Source organism: Enterobacter asburiae (assembly GCF_001521715.1).
In the GTDB taxonomy this organism is placed as follows: Bacteria; Pseudomonadota; Gammaproteobacteria; order Enterobacterales; family Enterobacteriaceae; genus Enterobacter; species Enterobacter asburiae.
In genome coordinates, this window is record NZ_CP011863.1 from 2046162 (window position 1) to 2066446 (window position 20285).

Sequence of the window (20285 nt, forward strand, 5' to 3'; positions counted from 1 at the left end):
CATGAAAACCCAGGCAACAATATCACAGCCTTCTGCCGTTCCCGGCTCGCCTCTGCTCCAGGTGAGCGGGGCATTGTTCGGTATTATTGCCTTTATTCTTATCGCCGCCTGGCTGGCGAAGCGCTTTGGCCTGGCGGGTAAAACCGCCGGTGCCCGCGGCCTGAAGGTCAGCGCCAGCACCACGCTGGGGCCACGCGAGCGCGTGGTCATCGTCGAGGTGGACGACGCGCGCCTGGTCCTGGGCGTCACGGCCTCAAACATCAGCGTATTACACAAGCTGCCGCCCGCCCCTGTTGTGGTGGACGAGCGCGCAGAGGCCCCTGCGGATTTTCAGTCCGTCATGAAGAGTTTGCTTAAGCGTTCCGGGAGATCCTGATGCGCCGTTTGTTATCCCTGACGCTTGCGGGCGTTGCCCTGTTTACTCCCGCGGTCTATGCACAGCTGCCCGGTCTGGTCTCCACCCCTCTCGCGGGCGGCGGACAAAGCTGGTCCCTTCCGGTTCAGACGCTGGTGTTCATTACCTCGCTGACGTTTATTCCGGCCATTCTGCTGATGATGACCAGCTTCACCCGCATCATCATCGTCTTTGGTCTGCTGCGAAACGCGCTGGGAACCCCTTCTGCACCGCCAAACCAGGTTCTGCTTGGCCTGGCGCTGTTTTTGACCTTTTTCATTATGTCGCCGGTTATCGACAAGATTTATACCGACGCCTACCAGCCGTTCAGCGAAGATAAAATCTCCATGCAGGAGGCGCTGGATAAAGGCGCTCAGCCGCTGCGAGAGTTTATGCTGCGCCAGACGCGAGAAGCCGACCTGGCCCTCTTTGCCCGCCTGTCCAACACCGGCGAGCTGCAGGGACCGGAATCAGTGCCAATGCGTATTCTTCTGCCTGCCTATGTCACCAGCGAGCTGAAAACCGCGTTCCAGATTGGCTTTACCATCTTTATTCCGTTCCTGATTATCGACCTGGTGATCGCCAGCGTCCTGATGGCGCTCGGGATGATGATGGTGCCGCCCGCGACCATTGCCCTGCCCTTTAAGATCATGCTCTTTGTTCTGGTCGACGGCTGGCAGCTGCTGGTCAGTTCGCTGGCGCAGAGTTTCTACAGTTAAGGAACGGTAATGACACCCGAATCGGTCATGATGATGGGCACGGAAGCGATGAAAATCGCGATTGCCGTTGCCGCGCCGCTGCTGCTTGTTGCGCTGGTTACCGGTCTGATTATCAGTATTCTGCAGGCCGCCACGCAGATTAACGAAATGACGCTGTCGTTCATCCCGAAAATCATCGCCGTGTTCGTGGCGATTATCGTGGCCGGGCCGTGGATGCTGAACCTGTTGCTGGACTATATGCGCAACCTGTTTACCAATCTGCCGTACATCATCGGCTGACCTGACGATGCTGCACTTCACCAGCGACCAGTGGGTTCAGTGGCTCGGCGTCTATTTCTGGCCGATGCTGCGCATCATGGCGCTGATATCCACCGCCCCCATTCTCAGTGAGAAATCGATACCCAAGCGCGTGAAGGTGGGGCTGGGCATTATCATCTCCATTATCGTTGCGCCCTCTCTCCCCCCCGTGGATATTCCGATCTTCTCGGCGAACGCGGTGTGGGTGGCCCTGCAGCAGGTGATGATTGGCGTCGCCGTCGGCTTTACCATGCAGCTCGCCTTTGCCGCGGTGCGTACCGCAGGGGAACTGATCGGCCTGCAGATGGGGCTATCGTTCGCCACGTTTGTCGATCCCGGTAGTCATCTCAACATGCCCGTGCTGGCGCGTATTATCGATCTGCTCGCCATGCTGCTGTTCCTGTCGTTCAACGGCCATCTCTGGCTTATCTCCATGCTGGTGGATACCTTCCATACGCTGCCGATTGGCGAAAATCCGGTGAACAGCAACGCTTTCCTCGCGCTTACTCGCGCTGCGGGGCTGATTTTCCTCAACGGGCTGATGCTGGCGCTGCCGATCATCACCCTGCTGCTGACCGTCAACCTGGCGTTAGGTTTACTCAACCGAATGGCGCCGCAGCTTTCAGTGTTTGTCATTGGTTTTCCGCTGACGCTGACGGTTGGGATTTTATTAATGTCATTACTGATGCCACTTATCGCTCCCTTCTGTGAACATTTATTCGGCGAGATATTCAACCTGTTAGCGGATATTGTCAGCGAGCTGCCACGTAAATAATAACCCTCACTGTTGCCATTGTCTTTCTGAGGATATTCCTAAAATAAAACGCGTAAAACATCTTCCAGGATATATCTGACGCGGTTTAATTGTTTCTAACCATCTCACAATACTTAATATTTACTTTACTTTAAGAAGATTCCTGGCAAATTATACGTAACTTTACGGGATAGTGAGTCCGCCTGAAAGTCTTTGTCATGCTCACAGGTTTATTATTTTTTTCCATCCCGTATGGCTGTTTTGAGCTCTCAGGCAGATGGTGAATTATCGTTACGCATTGAGTGAGGGTATGCCATGTCAACGATCATTATGGATTTATGCAGCTACACCCGGCTAGGGTTAACCGGGTACCTGGCAAGCAGAGGGGTAAGAAAGAGAGACATCAACGATGCACACACCGTTGACGAACTCGCAGCCGCTTGTGACGAACTAAAACCAGGCGTGGTGTTTATTAATGAGGACTGTTTCATTCACGATCCAGCCAACAGTCAGCACATTAAGCAAATCATTAATCAGCATCCAAAAACCCTGTTTATTGTTTTTATGGCGATCGCGAATATCCATTTCGATGAGTATTTGTTGGTCCGTAAAAATTTATTGATCAGTTCTAAATCGATTAAACCCGAGTCGCTGGATGACATTCTGGGTGATTATTTGAATAAAGAAGTTAAAAATGTAGGAGCGGTTAACTTACCCACCCTATCATTAAGCAGGACTGAATCAAGTATGCTGCGAATGTGGATGGCGGGACAAGGAACTATTCAGATCTCTGACCAGATGAATATTAAAGCGAAAACCGTTTCGTCACACAAAGGAAATATTAAAAGGAAAATTAAAACGCATAATAAGCAAGTGATCTACCACGTGGTACGCCTGACCGATAATGTGACGAACGGGATTTTCGTCAACATGCGTTAGTCGCTTAAGACCTGTGCACCCTACCTTTGATCTCTGGCCTGGCCAGAGATTTTTGCTTCTGGAAAGGTTGTCGGGCACGCGATGTGCTACCCGACGCCGTGCTACTCCGCCTTCTCGACAAAAATGCCGTCCGGATGCCCCAGTTCGTTAAAAAACCAGATGCCGAGCGGGTAGTCTTCAAGCGATACCAGGTACATTGTGCCTTCGCTAAACTCTTCAATTGCCAGCACCACACCCGGGCGGCGCGGCCCACCGTCCGTTTTAACGGTTACCCGATCGTTGACCTTCATACATTCCTCCTCTGGTTTTGAGCCAGTGTAGAACAAAACGCAAAAACGCACATCGCCGCCCGATGTGATTGGCGTTTTTATGCACAGTCTATACTTACCGTTGGACACGGTTGAATGAGGAACCCCGTAATGAAGACCGATAAAGAGTACAGCGACACCATCAAGCACGAAGTCGAGGTGGATGTCGATGCCCTGCTGGCCGCCATCAATGAGATCAGTGAGTCAGAAGTCCGCCGGTCGGACGACAATTCGGACCGCGTCATTGTCAACGGAAGGGATTATCACACCTATCGCGAGCTGGCGGAGGCCTTCGAGCTTGATATTCACGACTTTAGCGTGTCTGAAGCCAATCGGTAGGGCGAAAAAAATCCCGGTCATGGGGATGACCGGGATCAAAACTTGCTTATGCAAGAAGCACTTGAAAATTCGTTACACCAGGAAATCTGATGTACATGCCACACTATCCCCAACGAATTTGGCTGACAAGCATATATTCTTACGATGAATATAATATTTTTAACATAATGCTTTTTGTTATGAGCGATAACACACGCCGAATGCGGGTTTGCCAGGGGCATCCCTCTTATCTCCGGTTTTCGCCTCAACCATTTTTTAGGAATTTTCTTAGGGCGAAACGCATCTGTTACCAGGAGTCGCTATGCCTTCACTGCGGGATACATTACTGATTTTCTCTGACCTGGATGGTTCACTGCTGGATATTCACACCTATGAGTGGCAACCCGCCATGCCCTGGCTGGACAGGCTGATGGATAATCAGGTTCCGGTCATTCTTTGCAGCAGCAAGACCGCGGCAGAGATGCTCGATCTCCAGCTGGATCTTGGGCTTGAAGGCTTGCCTTTTATTGCCGAGAACGGCGCGGTGATTCAGCCTGACGTACGCTGGGATAAAATTCAGCGCCAGATCAGGGGGATGACACACCGGGATATTCGCCCGCGTATCGAGCAAATTCGCCTGCAGACGGGCTATAAATTCACCACCTTTGACGACGTGGATGAGCACGTTATCAGCGAGTGGACCGGACTGACGCGCTACCGCTCGGCGCTTGCCCGCAAGCATGAAGCGTCCGTCACGCTCATCTGGCGCGATACCGACGAGAAAATGGTTCAGTTTGAAGAGGAGCTGGCGAATGCCGGACTGAAATGCCTGCAGGGGGCACGCTTCTGGCATGTTCTAGACGCCCGCTGCGGCAAAGACGTTGCGGTGAACTGGCTGATTGAGCAATACCGCGAGCAGGAAGAGATTGAACCCACCACGCTGGGGCTCGGCGACGGTCCCAATGATGCGCCGCTGCTCGACAGCGTTGACTTCGCGGTGGTGATTAAGGGCATTAACCGCCAGGGCATCACGCTACGGGACGATAACCCCGCCCGGGTTTATCACACCCGGCAGCCCGGCCCGGCGGGCTGGCAGGAGGGGCTGGATCACTTCCTCTCTTAATCCCGCCAGACGACCCGGTTACGCCCGCTCTGTTTGGCCTGATACAGCCGGACGTCCGCCACGGACTGCAGCTGTTCAAACTCGTAGTTACCTGCTTTATCCGCGCTGCTGACCCCCAGCGACGCGCTGATACGCAGGGTCGTGCTCTTCTTCACCAGGATCTCCTTACTGTTGATCCGGCAACGTATACGGTCGGCGACGCTTCTCGCCTCCTCCAGGCCGATCCCCGGCAGGACGACGCAAAACTCTTCCCCGCCTACGCGCCCTGCCACATCATTCTTGCGTAGCGCGCTAGCGATCAGTCCTGCCGTGTGGGAGAGCACCTTATCCCCGGCCTGATGGCCGAAGCGGTCGTTGATGTTTTTAAAATGGTCGAGATCGATCTGAATCACCGAGAACGGCAGCGACTGCTGGCGACAGGTTTCCGCCAGCAATTTTGCGCGGTCGAACAGCGCGCCGCGGTTATTCAGGCGGGTAAGCGGGTCATGCCAGGCCTGCCACTGGAGCGAGTGCTGAAGCGTGTACATGTTACTCACCATGCGGCGGATCACCAGCCACGAGATCAACAGCATGGCGGTAAAGAGCGCCCACAGCAGCGCCAGCACGATGCTGATGCTGCCGAAGTCGTCCTGTACCCCTTCGTGCAGGGTGTGGATCCGCAGGACGACGCCGTCGAAGTGATCGAGCCGCTCCCAGCTGACAAAACGGCTTCCGAGGCGGATCCCGCCGCCGGTAGCGTGCTCAATCGCCTGCGCAATCTGCGCCGTTTCGCGTTCGTCAAAATGGTTAACCACGTTTCCCGTATGGGCAGAAGTGGCAATCATATTGAGCCGGGTATCGTACAGCTGATACTCCCCTTCCGTTCGGTCTTCCGTCGCATCGGCCAGCAGGCGCTGCATCGTGTTCAACGTAAAATCCATCGCCACGACGCCATACCAGTAATGATCGAAATAGATGGGAACGCTGGCGGTGATCGTACGTTCATCGTTGGTCCAGGATGAAGGGGTAGAGATGAACCAGCGCACCGCGCGCGCGCGATTGTTCCGTTCTGACTGCTGGGTAAACCAGGACTGCGTGACAAGATGGTAATAGCGGGAGGTAATATCGCCCGCCTGGTCCGGCGTATCGGTGGAAATGAAAAACCCGGCGCGGGAGACGTAGATCACGCGCGCTTCCGTTTGTGCTCTCGACGACGCCAGCCTGAGCAGATACCCCACTTCCAGCGCGGCGGAAATCTCGTGGCTGAGGCGTTCATCGTCACGATTCAGAAGCGTGGTTTTTTGGACGAATGCATCCGAAACACCGTTAATGGGAAGGGTGCGTTTTTTATCTACGGCAAGCTGCCAGGTGGGTAGCATGCGGACAGTATCGAAGCGTGACACTGCGTTCTGGAGTACTTCAAATGCCAGCGGCGTCTGGATCGCATCGCGCATGCCCTGACGAAACAACAGCATCCGGTCCACGCTGTTCTGCAGCTGCCTGTCCAGCGAACTGGCCACCGTATCCAGATGGTTACGCTGGCTGGAGATGTACGCCTCTTCCAGTACCACCACTTCACGCCAGGTCAATAGAGTGGAAAATACCAGAACAACCAGAAAACAGAGATTAACAATCAGCCCCGGATTGCTACGCTTATGCAGCCATTGCAAAAAAGATTGTCTTACAACAAAGGTATCGCGCTGCACACACACTCCCTGATCGCTGCCTTTCACCCGGTACTTGAGATAAAAACGCCCGGCAAAGCCGGGCGTTATGTGATTAAGCCTTGTCCCGCTGGTGCTGCCCGTCCCCCGGCTGAAGCTCATCTTCACGAAATGCTTCCCGCTTGATGCCATAGCCATCGTGCCACCGACATTCCACCATTCCGCTGGAATACCCGGTCACAATCATACGTGGGCCGCCCTTCTTAGGCTTAACTTCATCACTGACCAAAAAGACCATACCTGCCTCCTGTATCAGGGTGAAACTGTTTCAATTTAGACGAGGAATGGTCTTTTTGCATCCCACAACGGGTAACAATTAGTGCGACGTGCCGCGTATTTTTTCAACCAGCTTCACCGCCGCAACCACGATAGCGCCAATGATGAAGCCCAGCACCAGATTCAGCAACGTGGGCAGAATCGCCGCGATAACGGCCCCCTGCGCCGAGGAAAAATGTTCGATCGCATGGTGCAGCGGCGCGATACCGTGAACCACGATCCCGCCGCCCACGAGGAACATCGCCAGCGTGCCTACCACCGACAAACTCTTCATCAGCCACGGGGCCAGCACCAGCAGGCTTTTGCCGATGCCTCTTGCCACCGCGCTCGATTTCTCTTCCAGCCAGTAGCCGATATCATCCAGCTTGACGATCAGTCCCACCAGGCCGTAGACGCCGACGGTGACCAGAATGGCGATACCGGAGAGGATCAGAACCTGATTCAGGAGCGGCGCGTCAGACACGATGCCCAGCGTAATGGCGACAATCTCCGCGGACAGGATAAAGTCGGTCCGAATGGCGCCTTTAACCTTATCGCGCTCGAAGGTTTTCGGATCCTGAGCGGCCAGCGCTTCAAGACGCTGCTGGCGCATCTCCGGCGTATCGCTCTGCTTGCGCGCGCTAAAGGAGTGCAGGACCTTCTCTACGCCCTCGAAGCAGAGAAACGCCCCGCCAATCATCAGCAGCGGCGTGATGGCCCAGGGAATAAACGCGCTGATCAGCAGCGCCAGCGGCACCAGAATCACCTTATTCAGGAAGGAGCCTTTTGCCACGCCCCACACCACCGGCAGTTCACGGTTAGCCCTTACCCCACTCACCTGTTGGGCGTTAAGCGATAAATCATCTCCCAACACGCCTGCGGTTTTTTTCGCCGCCAGTTTCCCCATCACTGAAATGTCATCCAGTAAGGTGGCAATATCATCCAGCAATGTTAATAAGCTACTTCCTGCCAAAATCTTAATCCTTCATTTTTTGGTAATTAAGTGAATAGTATGGAGCAAAAGCGCAAACCCGGAAACACCCACCTCGCGTCAACAAAAAATTCACATCCGCTACACAATTAAAGGGCTCGCCAGCGCGATAGTTTTCGCGTTTACTATCAGCGACCTTTTTATTTCGTCGTGAGGGATTATGCGTTTCCGGCACTTGCTACCGCTCATTGGGGCACTCTTTTCGCTGTACATCATCTGGGGCTCAACCTACTTTGTCATTCGCATCGGCGTGGAAAGCTGGCCGCCACTGATGATGGCGGGCATCCGCTTTCTCTCGGCTGGCATGCTGCTGCTGGCCTTCCTGCTGCTGCGCGGACATAAGCTTCCCCCGCTGCGCCCGATGCTGAATGCCGCCCTGATCGGCCTGCTGCTGCTGGCGGTGGGAAATGGGTTTGTCACGATTGCCGAGCACCAGAACGTACCGTCCGGGATCGCCGCCGTGGTCGTTGCCACCGTACCGCTGTTTACCCTCTGCTTTAGCCGCCTTTTCGGTATCCGTACCCGCAAGCTGGAATGGCTGGGGATTGGTATTGGCCTTGCTGGTATCATTCTGCTGAACAGCGGCGGTAACCTGAGCGGGAATCCGTGGGGCGCAATCATCATCCTGATTGGCTCGATGAGCTGGGCGTTTGGTTCCGTCTACGGTTCGCGTATCGAACTGCCGACCGGCATGATGGCGGGGGCGATTGAAATGCTTGCCGCCGGAATTGTGCTGCTGCTCGCCTCCACGCTGACGGGAGAAAAGCTGACGACCCTGCCGCCGCTGTCGGGCTTTCTGGCGGTAGGCTACCTGGCGCTGTTTGGTTCCATCATCGCCATTAACGCCTATATGTTCCTGATCCGCAATGTCTCCCCGGCTGTCGCGACCAGCTATGCCTACGTCAACCCGGTCGTGGCCGTGCTGCTCGGGACGGGATTAGGGGGAGAAACGCTCTCTTCCGTTGAATGGCTGGCTTTAGGAGTGATTGTTTTTGCCGTCGTGCTGGTCACCCTGGGCAAATATTTACTGCCCGCAAAACCGGTGGTCACGCCTTGCGAGGTGGATAAACCTTAAGCAGGTGAATACCCTGCGTGTCGATCTGCGCGGTCTGGCCGCCGCCGCAGATCCACTCTTCCAGCCGTTCGGTCAGATCGGTATCGTTCAGTTTTAATCTGCCTCTCAGAGCACACTCCCAGACGATCAGCACCCGCCAGCCCTGCGCAATCAGCGCGGTGAGATCCCGTCTGTCGCGCTCGACGTTCTTGCCAATTTTATCCAGCCAGAAATCGGTGCGCGTCGCGGGGACCTTAAACAGGTAGCAGTCGTGGTGATGCCAGAAACAGCCGTGGGTAAAGATGATGCACTGCCAGGCGTCGATGACGAAATCGGGGCGACCCGCAAGCGCGGGATCCTGCACGCGGAAATCAAACCCCGCCTGCGTCAGCAGCCCGGCCAGGCGCTTTTCGATGGCGGTGTCACGCGTGCCGATGGCACGCATATTTTTGCTGCGCGTGGCCTTATCGTGAACATCCGTCATTGACGGCCTCACCCTGACGGAGTGCCACCGCCTGTCTGATGCGCGAGGCCAGCAGTTTTGCCACGGCCGCGAACGCGGGAACCACCACCGAATTACCAAACTGGCGGTACGCCTGGGTATCCGAAACCGGGATGCGGAAGCGGTAGCCCTGCGGGGTTTCAAATCCCATCAACCGGGCGCATTCCCGCGGCGTTAAGCGTCGCGGACGGTGACGCTGGTTGTGCGGATCGTCGAAATCTTTTTCACCCAGCGCCTTGTCCCAGCCTCTGTCGATCAAGATCTCTGCCCCATCCTTATAGTAGCGAGCGGACAACGTGCGGGTCACGCTGAGCGGATCGTTGGGGTTTACCATTCCAAAACCGAAGCCGTTGCCCTTCGCCTGATGTTTCTTGGCATAGCGGTAGAGGTATTTCCACAGCACCGGGGTAAGAATAAATTTCGCGTCAACGACAGGTTCCAGCAGGTCGGCCACGGTAGGACGACGCTCGGGATACAGAGACGGGATATCCCGCAGGGTGAAATCCCCCTTGAGATTGAGGTCGCGGCGGAAACCCACCAGCACGATACGTTCGCGATGCTGGGGCAGGAAATGTTTCCCATCAATGATTTTGGGATCGTCCGCGCCCATGTCCTGCGAGTCGGCCACGTCATAACCCAGCTCATCCAGGGTCTGCATGATAATGCGGAAGGTTTTTCCGCCGTCGTGGCTCTTTAAATTTTTGACGTTTTCCAGCACAAAGATGGCCGGGCGGCAGGCATCGATAATGCGCGCCACATCAAAAAACAGCGTTCCCTGGGTATCGCAGGCAAAACCGTGGGCGCGTCCGAGGGCATTCTTTTTGGAGACACCGGCCAGCGAGAAGGGCTGACACGGGAAGCCGGCCAGCAGAACGTCATGCGCCGGGATCGTCTGGCGAATGTGCTCGGCGGCGTGTTCATCGCTCACGCCGCTTTTATGGCTCAGGGTAACATCGCGGATATCCGCGTTGAAATGGTGCTCGTGCGGATCGCAGTACCAGTTGGCCTTGTAGGTCCGGACGGCATGTTTGTTCCACTCGCTGGTAAACACGCACTGTCCGCCGATAGCTTCAAAACCGTGTCGGATACCGCCGATACCGGCAAACAGATCGATAAAGCGGAAGGCATAGTTCGGGTGCGCGGCAGGAGGACGCGGAAGCAGGTTTTGCAGATAACGAAACTCGCCTTCACTCAGACGACGCCCTGCGCGTTCGCTGGTGAGCAGACGCTTAAGGATCGCCGGGCTCCAGTGGTTTTCGCCGTGCGCCATCAGCAGACTGGCCAGCGTTTTAGCATCATAGATATCCAACAGCTGGCGCAGCAACGCCTGCACCGTTGCCGTTGATTTCTCAGCCTGCTCGGGCGCGGGCTCTGTCACTGATAGATTTTCCTGCATTCTTTTAACCGGAGAGTAAAGACTGGGAACAGATTACCACAGTTCAGTTGCGCAAACTGCGACGGAAGCGGCTCAACACCTGACTATCCAGCCCGATGCAGTCACCGTGTAATTCGGCACTGAGTTTCGCCATAAACTGGATCAGGAAATCGGCATTGTGACGTGCCAGCTCGCGGCCCATTTCCGTTTGCATTGTATCAGGCAATCGCAGCAGCTTGGTCTGAAAATGGTCGAGGGCAAACGCACGATCGTCAAGGATACGCGCATCGGCAAAGGGATCGTCAGCATCAAAAAGCGGCACGCCCAGCGCGCCCGAGACGGCGAAGACGCGCGCCAGACCGATAGCGCCTAACGCTTCCAGCCGGTCTGCGTCCTGCACAATTTTGGCTTCCATACTCTGCGGCGCAATCCCGGCGCTGAAGCTGTGCGCCTCAATCGCGTGTGCGACGGCGGCAGTATGCTCTGGCGGGAAGTCTGGGAAGTCGCGGCGCAGAATGTCGCACGTCCTGCGCGCTGCCATCTGGGATGACCGGCCGCGTTCGGGATGGTTTTTCGGCAGGCTCACAATATCGTGGAAATAGCATGCGGTCAGGATCACCAGCGGCTCCACCGCCTGGTCAGCCATGATTTTTTGCGCCGTCATCCAGACCCGACGAAAATGCGAAATATCATGTGCGGTATCGTCGGTGCTGTGGTTTTCCTCGAGCCAGCGCTCAAATCGCTGCTGCCACCGGGCAAGTTCCATCGTCATATCCTGTTGTTTAAAAGCGCATGAATTATAACATAGCCGAATTAAATCAATTTAAGAATAAAACCACGAAATACTTAATAATAATTACACCATATAAATTCAATGAATTAATTCACCAGAAAAATAAAGAGATTAATAGAAATATTTAGCAATATTTCATAGGATTTACTTACATTTATTTTTGAAACTAAATAACACTTCCTGGAATAGTATCAAGCCTGTAATTGCGGAGGGTGATTACATATATTCATATAAATTATGTTTGAAGGGAATATATAATGAAAAGAAAAGTTCTGGCAATTGTGGTACCCGCGTTATTAATGGCAGGCGCAGCCAATGCGGCTGAAATGTACAACAAAAACGGCAACAAAGTTGACCTGTACGGCAAAGTCGACGCGCGTCACACCTTCTCTGACAACCCCGGCGACGACGGCGACGAAACCTATGTGCAGGTTGGCTTCAAAGGCGAAACCCGGATCGCTAACGACCTGATCGGTTATGGCCAGTGGGAATACAAAACCTTCGCTAACAATACCGAGGGCGCGGGTGACAAATCGTTTAACCGCCTGGCGTATGCTGGCCTGAAATATGGCGAATACGGTTCATTTGATTATGGTCGTAATTACGGCGTCGTGTACGACGTTGAAGCCTGGACCGATATGCTGCCTGTATTTGGCGGTGACTCTTACACCTGGACCGATAACTTTATGAACGGTCGTGCTAACGGTCTGGCAACCTACCGTAACCAGGATTTCTTCGGTCTGGTTGAGGGTCTGAATTTCGCGCTGCAGTATCAGGGTGCGAATGAAGGCCAGGATGCAACAGAAGATCAGGAAGGCACGAAAAACGGCCATGACGATGTTCGTTTCCAGAACGGCGACGGCTTCGGTATGTCTACCTCCTATGACTTTGCTGGCGATCTCTCAGGCCTGAGTCTGGGTGCGGCGTACTCGTCTTCCGACCGTACTAACGAGCAGGTTGCTTACGGCAAAGCCGCGGAAGGCATAGGTTATGCGGGTGGCGATAAAGCTGAAGCCTGGACCGTGGGCGCAAAATATGATGCAAACAACGTTTACCTGGCGATGATGTATGCGGAAACCCGCAACATGACGCCAATCGGTAACGTTGGTATCGCTAACCAGACTCAGAACTTTGAAGCGGTTGCACAGTACCAGTTCGACTTCGGTCTGCGTCCGTCCCTGGCATGGGTTTACTCAAAAGGTAAAGACCTGGACGGTAAAGGATTCAACCAGGATGTGGTTAACTATATCGACCTGGGCATGACCTACAGCTTCAACAAAAACTTCTCCACCTATGTTGATTACAAAATCAACATGCTGGACAACGATGAAGCTCTGTATGACGCATACGGTATTTCCACCGATGACATCGTCGGCGTAGGCATGACCTACCAGTTCTAATCCCCCAAAATACCAAAGGCCGCAATTGCGGCCTTTTTTATTTCTTCACTATCTTTACTACGGCGCTTCCTGCAGCGCCACGCGAATAAACCCGTTATTCTGCGCCAGCAGCTCATGGGCTTTCCATGCATCCAGCCCTGTCAGCACCATCAATACCGCCGTTTTACAGTTATGGTTACAGCTCGCCAGCGCGGCTTTTGCCTCGGCCCGTGTGCATCCCCCCGCTTCCATCACAATAGCGATTTGCCGTTCAGCCCATTTGGTCGCGCTTGCCTCAAGATCCACGCGCAGGTTGCTGTAAACCCGTCCGGTGCGGACGGCCAGCCCGGTGGCGATCATCGAGAGGATCATTTTTTGCGCGATCCCCGCTTTAGTGTTGATATAGCCTGCGACGACATCGGCCCCCAGCTCCGGAGCGATAACCATGCTTGCCAGCTGCGCGGCTTCGCTTTGCGCATCACCGGTAACAATGGCGACCGGTGAACCCAGCGACCACGCATGGCGCATTGCCCCCCAGACCCACGGCGTTTTTCCGCTGACGGTCACGGCCAGCATCATATCGTGTTCACCAAACTTGATGGCCTGCAGATCGGCAACGCCGCGCTCGTAGCTCCCTTCCCCTTCTTGTGCCGTAACGGCCATCACAGGGGTTTTGCCCGGCGCATATTCATCGGCAACCTGTTGCGCAACGCGCCCTGACGGCCCCGCGCCAACAAAGATCAGGCGACCACCGTGGCTGAGCGTCGCGGCGGCGTTGTCCACCACGCGGGCAATAGTATCTAAACAGGGGGTAATAGCAGCAGAAATGAGTGCATCATCTTGGTGAATGACTTTCAGCATGTCCAGCGTGGACAATCTATCAATATTCATCGTGCTGGCGTGCCGTCTTTCCTTGACCGAACCGGTAAGCATAACGCTCATAAACAGCCTCCTTATTATGAGTACCCACACACTATAAAGTGTTTTATATAGACGACCTGCGAGGAGGGTCACGAAAAGGGCACCAAATCCACGCCTTTACATGGCTTTAAGAAAAGCGCGTCATCGGCGATAATTCCCCTTTCTTAATTATCGCGGAGTGTTGATGAGCGATTTGCAGCCTTTCCTTACTACGCGCAAGCGCCCCATGAAGCTGAACACCCTGGTCACGCTGATGGTATGCGCGATTATTGCCTCTGTGCTGCTGGTGGTCTTTGCGCTCTACTCCGTGCAAATCACCCGGGCGACCCGCGATGATGTTAAAGATACGGCTCTGGGTATCGCCAGAACGCTGGCCAACAGCCCGGAGATCCAGCGCGGCCTGATGCAGCCACCCCAGGCGGATATCATTCAGCCCATCGCCAAAGCCGTCACCCAACGCAACGATCTGCTGCTCACCGTGGTGACCGACATGCGGGGGATTCGCTACTCGCACCCGAACGAAGCCCTCATCGGCCTGCATTTTATTGGCAACGACCTGGAGCCTGCGCTGGAAGGTAAAGAGAATGTCTCCGTAAACCGTGGCGCCCTCGCCGAAGCGCTTCGCGTCTTCACCCCCGTTTACGATAGCCAGCACGACCAGATCGGCGTGGTGGTGGTCGGTATCTCCCTCAAAAAAGTGGAAGATCAGATTGCCCGCGGGCGGCTAAACGCCGTCTGGACCATTTTGTTCAGTATTTTTATGAGCTCCATGGCGATTTGGGGTCTGGTGCGGGTTCTGAAACGTATCCTGTTCGGGCTCGAACCTTATGAAATTTCCGCCTTGTTCGAACAGCGTCAGGCGATGCTGCAGTCGCTTCGCGAGGGGGTGCTGGCCGTCGATATTCACGGGCGCGTGACGATGATCAACCAGACCGCCAGAGAAATATTGCTTCTCCCCTCCGGCAAGCAGACCGAAAACGCCAGCGCCCCCCTGCTGGCCAGCCTGCGCGAAGTGTCAAAGACGGGCGTCGCGCGCCAGGATCAGGAGATCAGCTGTAACGGGCGTCTGTTGCTGTGCAATATGGTGCCCGTCAAGAGTCAGGATCGGGTGATCGGCGCCATCACCACCTTCCGTGATAAAACGGAAATCAGCCAGCTGATGCAGCGTATTGATGGCATGGTTAACTACGTCGACGCCCTGCGCAGCCATACCCACGAGTTTATGAATAAACTGCATGTGATCCTGGGCCTGCTGCACATGAAGCGCTACGACAAGCTGGAAGAGTACATCATCCAGACGGCGCATAATTACCAGACGGATATCGGTACGATACAGAGCAAGGTAAAATCCCCGGTTATTGCCGGGTTCCTGCTGGGAAAAATCAATCGGGCGAAAGAAACGGGCGTCACCCTGACGCTGGCGGATGAATGCCAGATACCGGATAACGCGAGCGAAGAGCAGGTCGCGGTGCTGATCACCGTGCTGGGTAACCTCATTGAAAACGCGCTCGACGCGATGGAAGGACAGCAGGAAGGTGAGATCGGCCTGCTGCTGCATTATCAGAACGGCTGGCTCAGCTGCGAAGTCAGCGACGATGGCCCCGGCATTGATCCCGCTCAGCTGGAGGCTATTTTTACAAAGGGCTTCTCAACAAAAGGTGAAAACCGCGGCGTTGGGCTGTTCCTTGCTCGCCAGCAAATTCAGAACCTCGGCGGCGATATCACCGTCGAGTCTGAGCCAGGCGTATTTACCCAATTTTTTGTTCACATCCCCTGGGATAGCGAGAGGAATATCGCGTGATAAATGTATTAATTGTCGATGATGACGCCATGGTAGCCGACCTCAACCGTCTGTATGTCAACCGTGTTGAAGGTTTTAGCTGCTGTGGCGTCGCCTCCACGCTAAACCAGGCCGAGGCCATCATTAATAACCCCGGGCAGCCTGTCGATCTGGTGCTGCTGGATGTCTATATGCAGCAGGATAACGGGCTGGATCTGCTGCCCGTTATTCGCGCATCCGGTCGCCCAATCGATGTGATTATGATCTCGTCGGCTGCCGACGCCGCCACGATCCAGACCTCCATCCACTACGGCGTGGTGGATTATCTGATCAAGCCGTTCCAGTTCCCGCGCTTTGAAGAGGCGCTGAACGGCTGGAAGGCAAAGCACAGCCTGATGGGTTCGCACCAGTACTATGAGCAGGCCGACGTCGACCGGCTGATCCACGGCGGGGCGCCGGAACTGGCGGACAGTAAAAAGCTGCCGAAGGGGTTAACGCCGCAAACGCTGCGCACGATTTGCCAGTGGATTGACGCTCACCCGGAGACGGAGTTTTCTACCGATGACCTGGCCAACGCCGTCAATATCTCCCGCGTCTCCTGCCGTAAATACCTGATTTGGCTCGCGCAAATCAACATTCTGTTCACCAGCATTCACTACGGTGCCACCGGCCGTCCGGTGTATCGCTACCGTCTCCAGCCGGAGCAGACCGGCCTGCTCAAGCAATACTGTCAGTAACGCGGTAGTCGTTATCCAGCAGGGTAAAACGGAAGTGGTGCATCGATGAGATCACCACTTCTTTTGTTTTGGTCACAAAAATCGCTTCGATATCAGGACGAGAGCGCAGCGCAGCGCAGCCCTTTTCAACGCCCATACCGTACATCAGCGTGGTCCAGATATCGCCGTCGATGGAGTCTTTCGAAACAATCGTCACGCTGTCCAGCTCGTTGTCCAGCGGATACCCGGTGCGCGGATCGAGAATATGGTGATAGCGCCTGCCGTTTTGCTCAAAGTAGCGCTCGTAGGTTCCCGACGTCACGACGGACAGGTTCTCTACGGTCATCGTGCCAATCAGCGCGTCACCGGCGAACGGTTTTTTCAGCCCGACGCCCCAGCCCCCTTCCGGCGAGCCTAACGTCTGAATGTTTCCGCCGAGGTTGATCAGCCCCAGCTCAGCGCCCTCTTTATGCAGGTAATCACGCACCCTGTCGGCGATATAGCCTTTGGCAATGGCCCCCAGATCGATCTCCATCCCCGCTCTGGTCAAGAACACGCTGCTGCTGGCCTCATCAAGGAGAACATCTTCAGGACGGGTAATCGCCAGCAGCGACGCGATTTCATCGTCAGGCGGAACGCTGTCGCCCTGAAAACCAATTTTCCAGCGCTTCACCAGCGGACCTATCGCCAGGTTAAAAGCGCTGTCCCTGAACAGGCTTGCCGCTTTTGCACAGCGGATCAGCTCAAAAACCGGCCGGCTGACGGTAACCGGATGCTGGCCAGCCGCATGGTTGATGTCCATCACCTGCGAGTGCGCGCGGTTGACGGTAAGCAAATCTTCATACTGTTTGATCAGGCGAAACACGCGGGACGCGAGGGCTTCGTCGTGGGAGAAGAGTTTCAGGAGAATGGGCGAGCCCATCAGGACGGCGGAGTAGCTGTAAACGCGATGGCTATCAGGCATAGCATGAGTCCTCAGATGTAGCCCCGGCAGGCACCGCGCCGCCGGGGAAAATGCCGGATAACGCTGCGCGTATCCGGCCTACAACACAGGGGTCTTACTGCTTTTTCGAACGCATAGCCGCCTGATGTCCTGCAAGCGTACCAAAAATAATGATATCTGCCACTGCATTACCGCCGATACGGTTACCGCCATGGATCCCGCCAACCACTTCACCGGCCGCAAACGCGCCTGGCAGCACGTTGTGGTTGCTGTCCAGCACGCAGGTTTCGGTGTTGATGGTCACGCCGCCCATGGTGTGGTGCACGCCCGGCGCAATCTGAATGGCGTAGAACGGCCCTTCGTTGATAGGCGCACGCAGCGCGGTGGTACGACCAAAATCGTCATCGTGCTGTTTCTCAACGAAACCGTTGTAACGTTCCAGGGTCGCGAGGAAAGCGTGGTAATCCATCCCCAGCGCTTCAGCCAGGGCTTTAGGCGAGCTGGCGCTGGTCACGAAACCTTTCGCGATGTATTCATCCGCGGCTTTGTTTTTGGCACGTACGTGCTCATCAAAGACGATGTATGCGTATTTCTCCGGCAGCGCGATGATTGACGCCGAGACCTTATCGCGGGTCGACATTTCGTTGTAGAAGCGTTCCCCTTTCTGATTGACCAGAATCGCCCCGCCGCCGCGAATGGATTCGGAAATCAGGTACGAGGTGTTCTGCTCAACGGTTGGGTGAATTTGGATTTCGCCCATATCCACGGTACCCGCCCCGATGCGCTCCAGCAGCGCGATGCCGCCGCCGGTAGCCCCTTTGTGGTTGGTGGTGACGAACCCTTCCAGATCCGGACGGTATTTCACCACCATCTGGCTGTTGGCGCTGAAGCCGCCGGTGGCGACAATCACGCTTTTGGTTGCCACGGTGACGGTTTCGTTCTCTTCGGTAGTCAGGCGTACGCCGGTCACTTCGCCGTTCTCGAAGATGATGTCGCTGACGGAGGTATCCAGCATCACCTCGATGTTGCGTTTGTTGACGTTACGCACCAGGCCGCTGATGAGATAGCCGCCTACCGCTGAACCGTCTTTTGGACGGTGAGTACGGTCGATGCTCATCCCGCCGGTGGTGGTGATGTCGTTCAGCATGATGCCGCGCGCTGCCAGCCACTCAATTGCCTGCGGCGCGTTTTCGACGAAGCGACGCAGCAGTTCCGGGTTGTTCTTGTTGCCGCCGCCTTTCAGGCTTTCCTGATAGAACAGCTCTTTGCTGTCCTGAATGCCCTTCACGCGCTGGAAGCGGGTTTCGGCGGCGTTCATACCGGCTGAGGCTTTAATGGTGTTCCCGCCGATGGTCGGCATTTTCTCGACAATCAGCACGCTCGCGCCTTCGTCGTGAGCCTGAATCGCCGCCGCCAGACCGGCGCCGCCGCTGCCGACAACGACCACGTCTACGCTGCGGGTTTCGTTCGGGTCAACGCCCTCTTCCGCGGCCAACGCTTTGCTGGATTTCAGCATCGCCTTAGAGACCGCTTTCTTCACCGCTTCACTCTGGCTGGTTGCGCCGGTGATGGCATCCACGTGCGGGGTGTTGGCATCCAGAATGCGGGTACGGATCTCTTCAAAGCTGGTCACAAACTCAACGTCTTCGCTCGGGCCGGAGGCCAGCTCGATGTCCGCGATGCGGTCGGTTTCCAGACTGACGTTGATCACCAGTTCGTTAGCGTCATCCTGCACTTTCTCAGCAAAAGTACCCGGCTTGAATTTGGATTCGCCCATGCTCATGTCGCGGATCATCGCTTCCACCAGCGAGAAGCGCCACAGCGGCTCAGGAATGCTCAACGCCTCGCGCTGGGTGCTGTCCATAAACAGCTCAAGGCTTTCGCCGGACGCGATGCGGTCGGTCCAGTCCGGGTAAGCGATAGTCGCGCGGCCAACGGCAATCAGGTCGTAACCGTGGTCCAGCGCCTCATTCACGTCTGAAGCATTCACCACGCCGCCCACGCCCATGACCGGAACCTGCGCCAGCGTTTCAGAACGCATCGCGCAGTATTTTTCGATAAGCGGAGTCGGGTCCTGGGTGTCGACAATGGAAGGACGCAGGGTCGCGCCGACGGAGAAGTGCAGATAGTCCACGCCGCGCGCCGCCAGTTTTTCCAGCAGGTACATGGTGTCGTCAAAGCGGATGCCCGGGACTTCCATCTCTTCAGGGGAGAAGCGGTAGCCAATAATAAACGCGTCGTCCGCGTACTGGCGCACCATTTTGTGGGTAATATCCAGCACGGCCAGCGGGAACTTCGCGCGGTTATCGCGGCTGCCGCCCCACTCGTCATCGCGCTGGTTTGAGTTTGGCGAATAGAACTGCTGAATCAGATAGGTGTTCGCCCCGTGGATTTCCACGCCGTCGAAACCGGCCTGGATGGCGCGGCGCACGGCTTCACCAAATTTGCCGATCATGCCTTCCACTTCTTCAGCGGTCAGCGCAACCGGCGTTGCGGCACCTTCACGCGGCGCGGCTACGGCGCTCGGGCCAACCGGGGTGCGGCCACCAATCAGTTTTGGGTCGACCATGCGGCCGCCGTGGTAGATCTGCAGCAGCGCCTTAGATCCTTTGGATTTAATGGCCTCTGCGATTTTCGCCAGCCCGGCAATTTTCTCATCATTATCAATACCGATGGCACCCGGGAAGGCGAGACCGAGATCGTCGACGAAGCAGCACTCCACAATGATGGTGCCAATGCTGCCGGAACGGGCCCGATAGTACTCCACCAGCTCGCTGGTGACGGTGCCGTCAAAATAGCCGGTACAGGTTGTCATAGGGGCCATTAACAAACGGTTTTTCAGTTCAGTACCATTCGGTAATGTGAAGGGGCTAAGAATGCGTTCGTTAGTGCTCATAATAGAAACTCCAAACTTTTAAAAATTAAGAATTCGTTATCGGATTGATTTTTTATTTCGTCGTTATTTGCCGATGTCATGATATTAATATAATGATTTTTTTAGTTTCTAAAGTTATTACGTTA

Annotated in this window: 20 protein-coding genes and 1 pseudogene; 11 read left to right on the plus strand and 10 right to left on the minus strand. The window is 55.4% G+C overall.

The genetic code is table 11. The annotated features are described in order from the left end of the window. Position 1 precedes the first annotated feature (1 nt). The 5 genes and pseudogenes from fliO to rcsA all read left to right on the plus strand — a co-directional run bounded on the left by fliO (position 2) and on the right by rcsA (position 3103). On the plus strand, positions 2 to 376 hold the full coding sequence (gene fliO / locus ACJ69_RS10110; RefSeq protein ID WP_032658659.1) for a flagellar biosynthetic protein FliO: 375 nt from the start codon (positions 2 to 4) through the stop codon (positions 374 to 376). Then, on the plus strand, positions 376 to 1113 hold the full coding sequence (gene fliP, locus ACJ69_RS10115; protein ID WP_054829954.1) for a flagellar type III secretion system pore protein FliP: 738 nt from the start codon (positions 376 to 378) through the stop codon (positions 1111 to 1113). The genes fliO and fliP overlap by 1 nt, the downstream gene beginning before the upstream one ends. Positions 1114 to 1122: 9 nt before the next feature. After that, a complete protein-coding gene (fliQ, locus tag ACJ69_RS10120) occupies positions 1123 to 1392 on the plus strand; it encodes a flagellar biosynthesis protein FliQ (protein ID WP_008500315.1) in 270 nt (89 codons plus the stop codon). Positions 1393 to 1399: 7 nt separating this feature from the next. Continuing rightward, positions 1400 to 2192: pseudogene (gene fliR, locus ACJ69_RS10125) on the plus strand (flagellar biosynthetic protein FliR); the annotation flags it as partial. A 287-nt stretch (positions 2193 to 2479) separates the two neighbouring features. Then, on the plus strand, positions 2480 to 3103 hold the full coding sequence (rcsA, locus tag ACJ69_RS10130; RefSeq protein WP_008500313.1) for a transcriptional regulator RcsA: 624 nt from the start codon (positions 2480 to 2482) through the stop codon (positions 3101 to 3103). Between the two features lie 101 nt (positions 3104 to 3204). Here rcsA and dsrB read toward each other — a convergent pair whose 3' ends face one another. Continuing rightward, entirely contained in the window at positions 3205 to 3393 is a 189-nt protein-coding gene (dsrB, locus tag ACJ69_RS25575; RefSeq protein ID WP_013097741.1) for a protein DsrB, read from the minus strand. A 129-nt stretch (positions 3394 to 3522) separates the two neighbouring features. On the opposite strand from dsrB, the gene yodD reads away from it, so the two are divergent. Next, entirely contained in the window at positions 3523 to 3750 is a 228-nt protein-coding gene (yodD, locus tag ACJ69_RS10140; RefSeq protein WP_054829952.1) for a YodD family peroxide/acid resistance protein, read from the plus strand. Positions 3751 to 4051: 301 nt separating this feature from the next. After that, positions 4052 to 4852, plus strand: a complete 801-nt coding sequence (locus ACJ69_RS10145; RefSeq protein ID WP_047647417.1) for a mannosyl-3-phosphoglycerate phosphatase-related protein — start codon at positions 4052 to 4054, stop codon at positions 4850 to 4852. Here ACJ69_RS10145 and dgcQ read toward each other — a convergent pair. The 3 genes from dgcQ to ACJ69_RS10160 all read right to left on the minus strand — a co-directional run bounded on the left by dgcQ (position 4849) and on the right by ACJ69_RS10160 (position 7783). Continuing rightward, positions 4849 to 6537 carry a cellulose biosynthesis regulator diguanylate cyclase DgcQ gene (gene dgcQ, locus ACJ69_RS10150; protein WP_059346986.1) on the minus strand — a complete coding sequence of 563 codons (1689 nt, stop codon included), beginning with the start codon at positions 6535 to 6537 and terminating at the stop codon, positions 4849 to 4851. The two genes, ACJ69_RS10145 and dgcQ, sit on opposite strands and share 4 nt — an antisense overlap. 73 nt (positions 6538 to 6610) lie before the next feature. Further along, complete coding sequence (locus tag ACJ69_RS10155; protein ID WP_023312315.1) at positions 6611 to 6793, minus strand: YodC family protein; 183 nt, start codon at positions 6791 to 6793, stop codon at positions 6611 to 6613. Positions 6794 to 6871: 78 nt separating this feature from the next. Further along, complete coding sequence (locus ACJ69_RS10160) at positions 6872 to 7783, minus strand: DUF808 domain-containing protein (protein ID WP_048977152.1); 912 nt, start codon at positions 7781 to 7783, stop codon at positions 6872 to 6874. 178 nt (positions 7784 to 7961) lie between these two features. On the opposite strand from ACJ69_RS10160, the gene yedA reads away from it, so the two are divergent. Further along, positions 7962 to 8876, plus strand: a complete 915-nt coding sequence (yedA, locus tag ACJ69_RS10165) for a drug/metabolite exporter YedA (protein ID WP_054829951.1) — start codon at positions 7962 to 7964, stop codon at positions 8874 to 8876. Here yedA and ACJ69_RS10170 read toward each other — a convergent pair. From ACJ69_RS10170 to ACJ69_RS10180, 3 genes are all read right to left on the minus strand, one after another. Continuing rightward, the gene (locus ACJ69_RS10170; RefSeq protein WP_047647412.1) at positions 8848 to 9339 is read right to left on the minus strand and encodes a very short patch repair endonuclease; all 492 of its coding nucleotides are present in this window, start codon (positions 9337 to 9339) and stop codon (positions 8848 to 8850) included. The genes yedA and ACJ69_RS10170 overlap by 29 nt on opposite strands. Then, positions 9320 to 10735 carry a DNA cytosine methyltransferase gene (locus tag ACJ69_RS10175; RefSeq protein ID WP_059346987.1) on the minus strand — a complete coding sequence of 472 codons (1416 nt, stop codon included), beginning with the start codon at positions 10733 to 10735 and terminating at the stop codon, positions 9320 to 9322. Before ACJ69_RS10175 ends, ACJ69_RS10170 begins: the two co-directional genes overlap by 20 nt. Before the next feature lie 61 nt (positions 10736 to 10796). Beyond that, on the minus strand, positions 10797 to 11498 hold the full coding sequence (locus ACJ69_RS10180) for a phosphohydrolase (protein WP_029742127.1): 702 nt from the start codon (positions 11496 to 11498) through the stop codon (positions 10797 to 10799). Positions 11499 to 11782: 284 nt separating this feature from the next. On the opposite strand from ACJ69_RS10180, the gene ompC reads away from it, so the two are divergent. Next, positions 11783 to 12925: a porin OmpC gene (gene ompC, locus ACJ69_RS10185; protein ID WP_054829950.1), complete on the plus strand. Its 1143-nt coding sequence runs from the start codon at positions 11783 to 11785 to the stop codon at positions 12923 to 12925. Between the two features lie 57 nt (positions 12926 to 12982). Here ompC and ACJ69_RS10190 read toward each other — a convergent pair whose 3' ends face one another. Beyond that, positions 12983 to 13846, minus strand: coding sequence for an N-acetylmuramic acid 6-phosphate etherase (locus ACJ69_RS10190; protein ID WP_059346988.1), 864 nt, complete (start codon positions 13844 to 13846; stop codon positions 12983 to 12985). A 163-nt stretch (positions 13847 to 14009) separates the two neighbouring features. On the opposite strand from ACJ69_RS10190, the gene ACJ69_RS10195 reads away from it, so the two are divergent. Continuing rightward, on the plus strand, positions 14010 to 15626 hold the full coding sequence (locus ACJ69_RS10195) for a sensor histidine kinase (protein ID WP_059346989.1): 1617 nt from the start codon (positions 14010 to 14012) through the stop codon (positions 15624 to 15626). Next, on the plus strand, positions 15623 to 16342 hold the full coding sequence (gene dcuR, locus ACJ69_RS10200; protein WP_032658686.1) for a two-component system response regulator DcuR: 720 nt from the start codon (positions 15623 to 15625) through the stop codon (positions 16340 to 16342). The genes ACJ69_RS10195 and dcuR overlap by 4 nt, the downstream gene beginning before the upstream one ends. On the opposite strand, the gene ACJ69_RS10205 is transcribed toward dcuR, so the two are convergent. Next, positions 16323 to 17285, minus strand: a complete 963-nt coding sequence (locus tag ACJ69_RS10205) for an FAD:protein FMN transferase (RefSeq protein ID WP_059346990.1) — start codon at positions 17283 to 17285, stop codon at positions 16323 to 16325. The genes dcuR and ACJ69_RS10205 overlap by 20 nt on opposite strands. A 94-nt stretch (positions 17286 to 17379) precedes the next feature. After that, positions 17380 to 20160, minus strand: coding sequence for a flavocytochrome c (locus ACJ69_RS10210; RefSeq protein ID WP_059346991.1), 2781 nt, complete (start codon positions 20158 to 20160; stop codon positions 17380 to 17382). Positions 20161 to 20285: the final 125 nt, after the last annotated feature.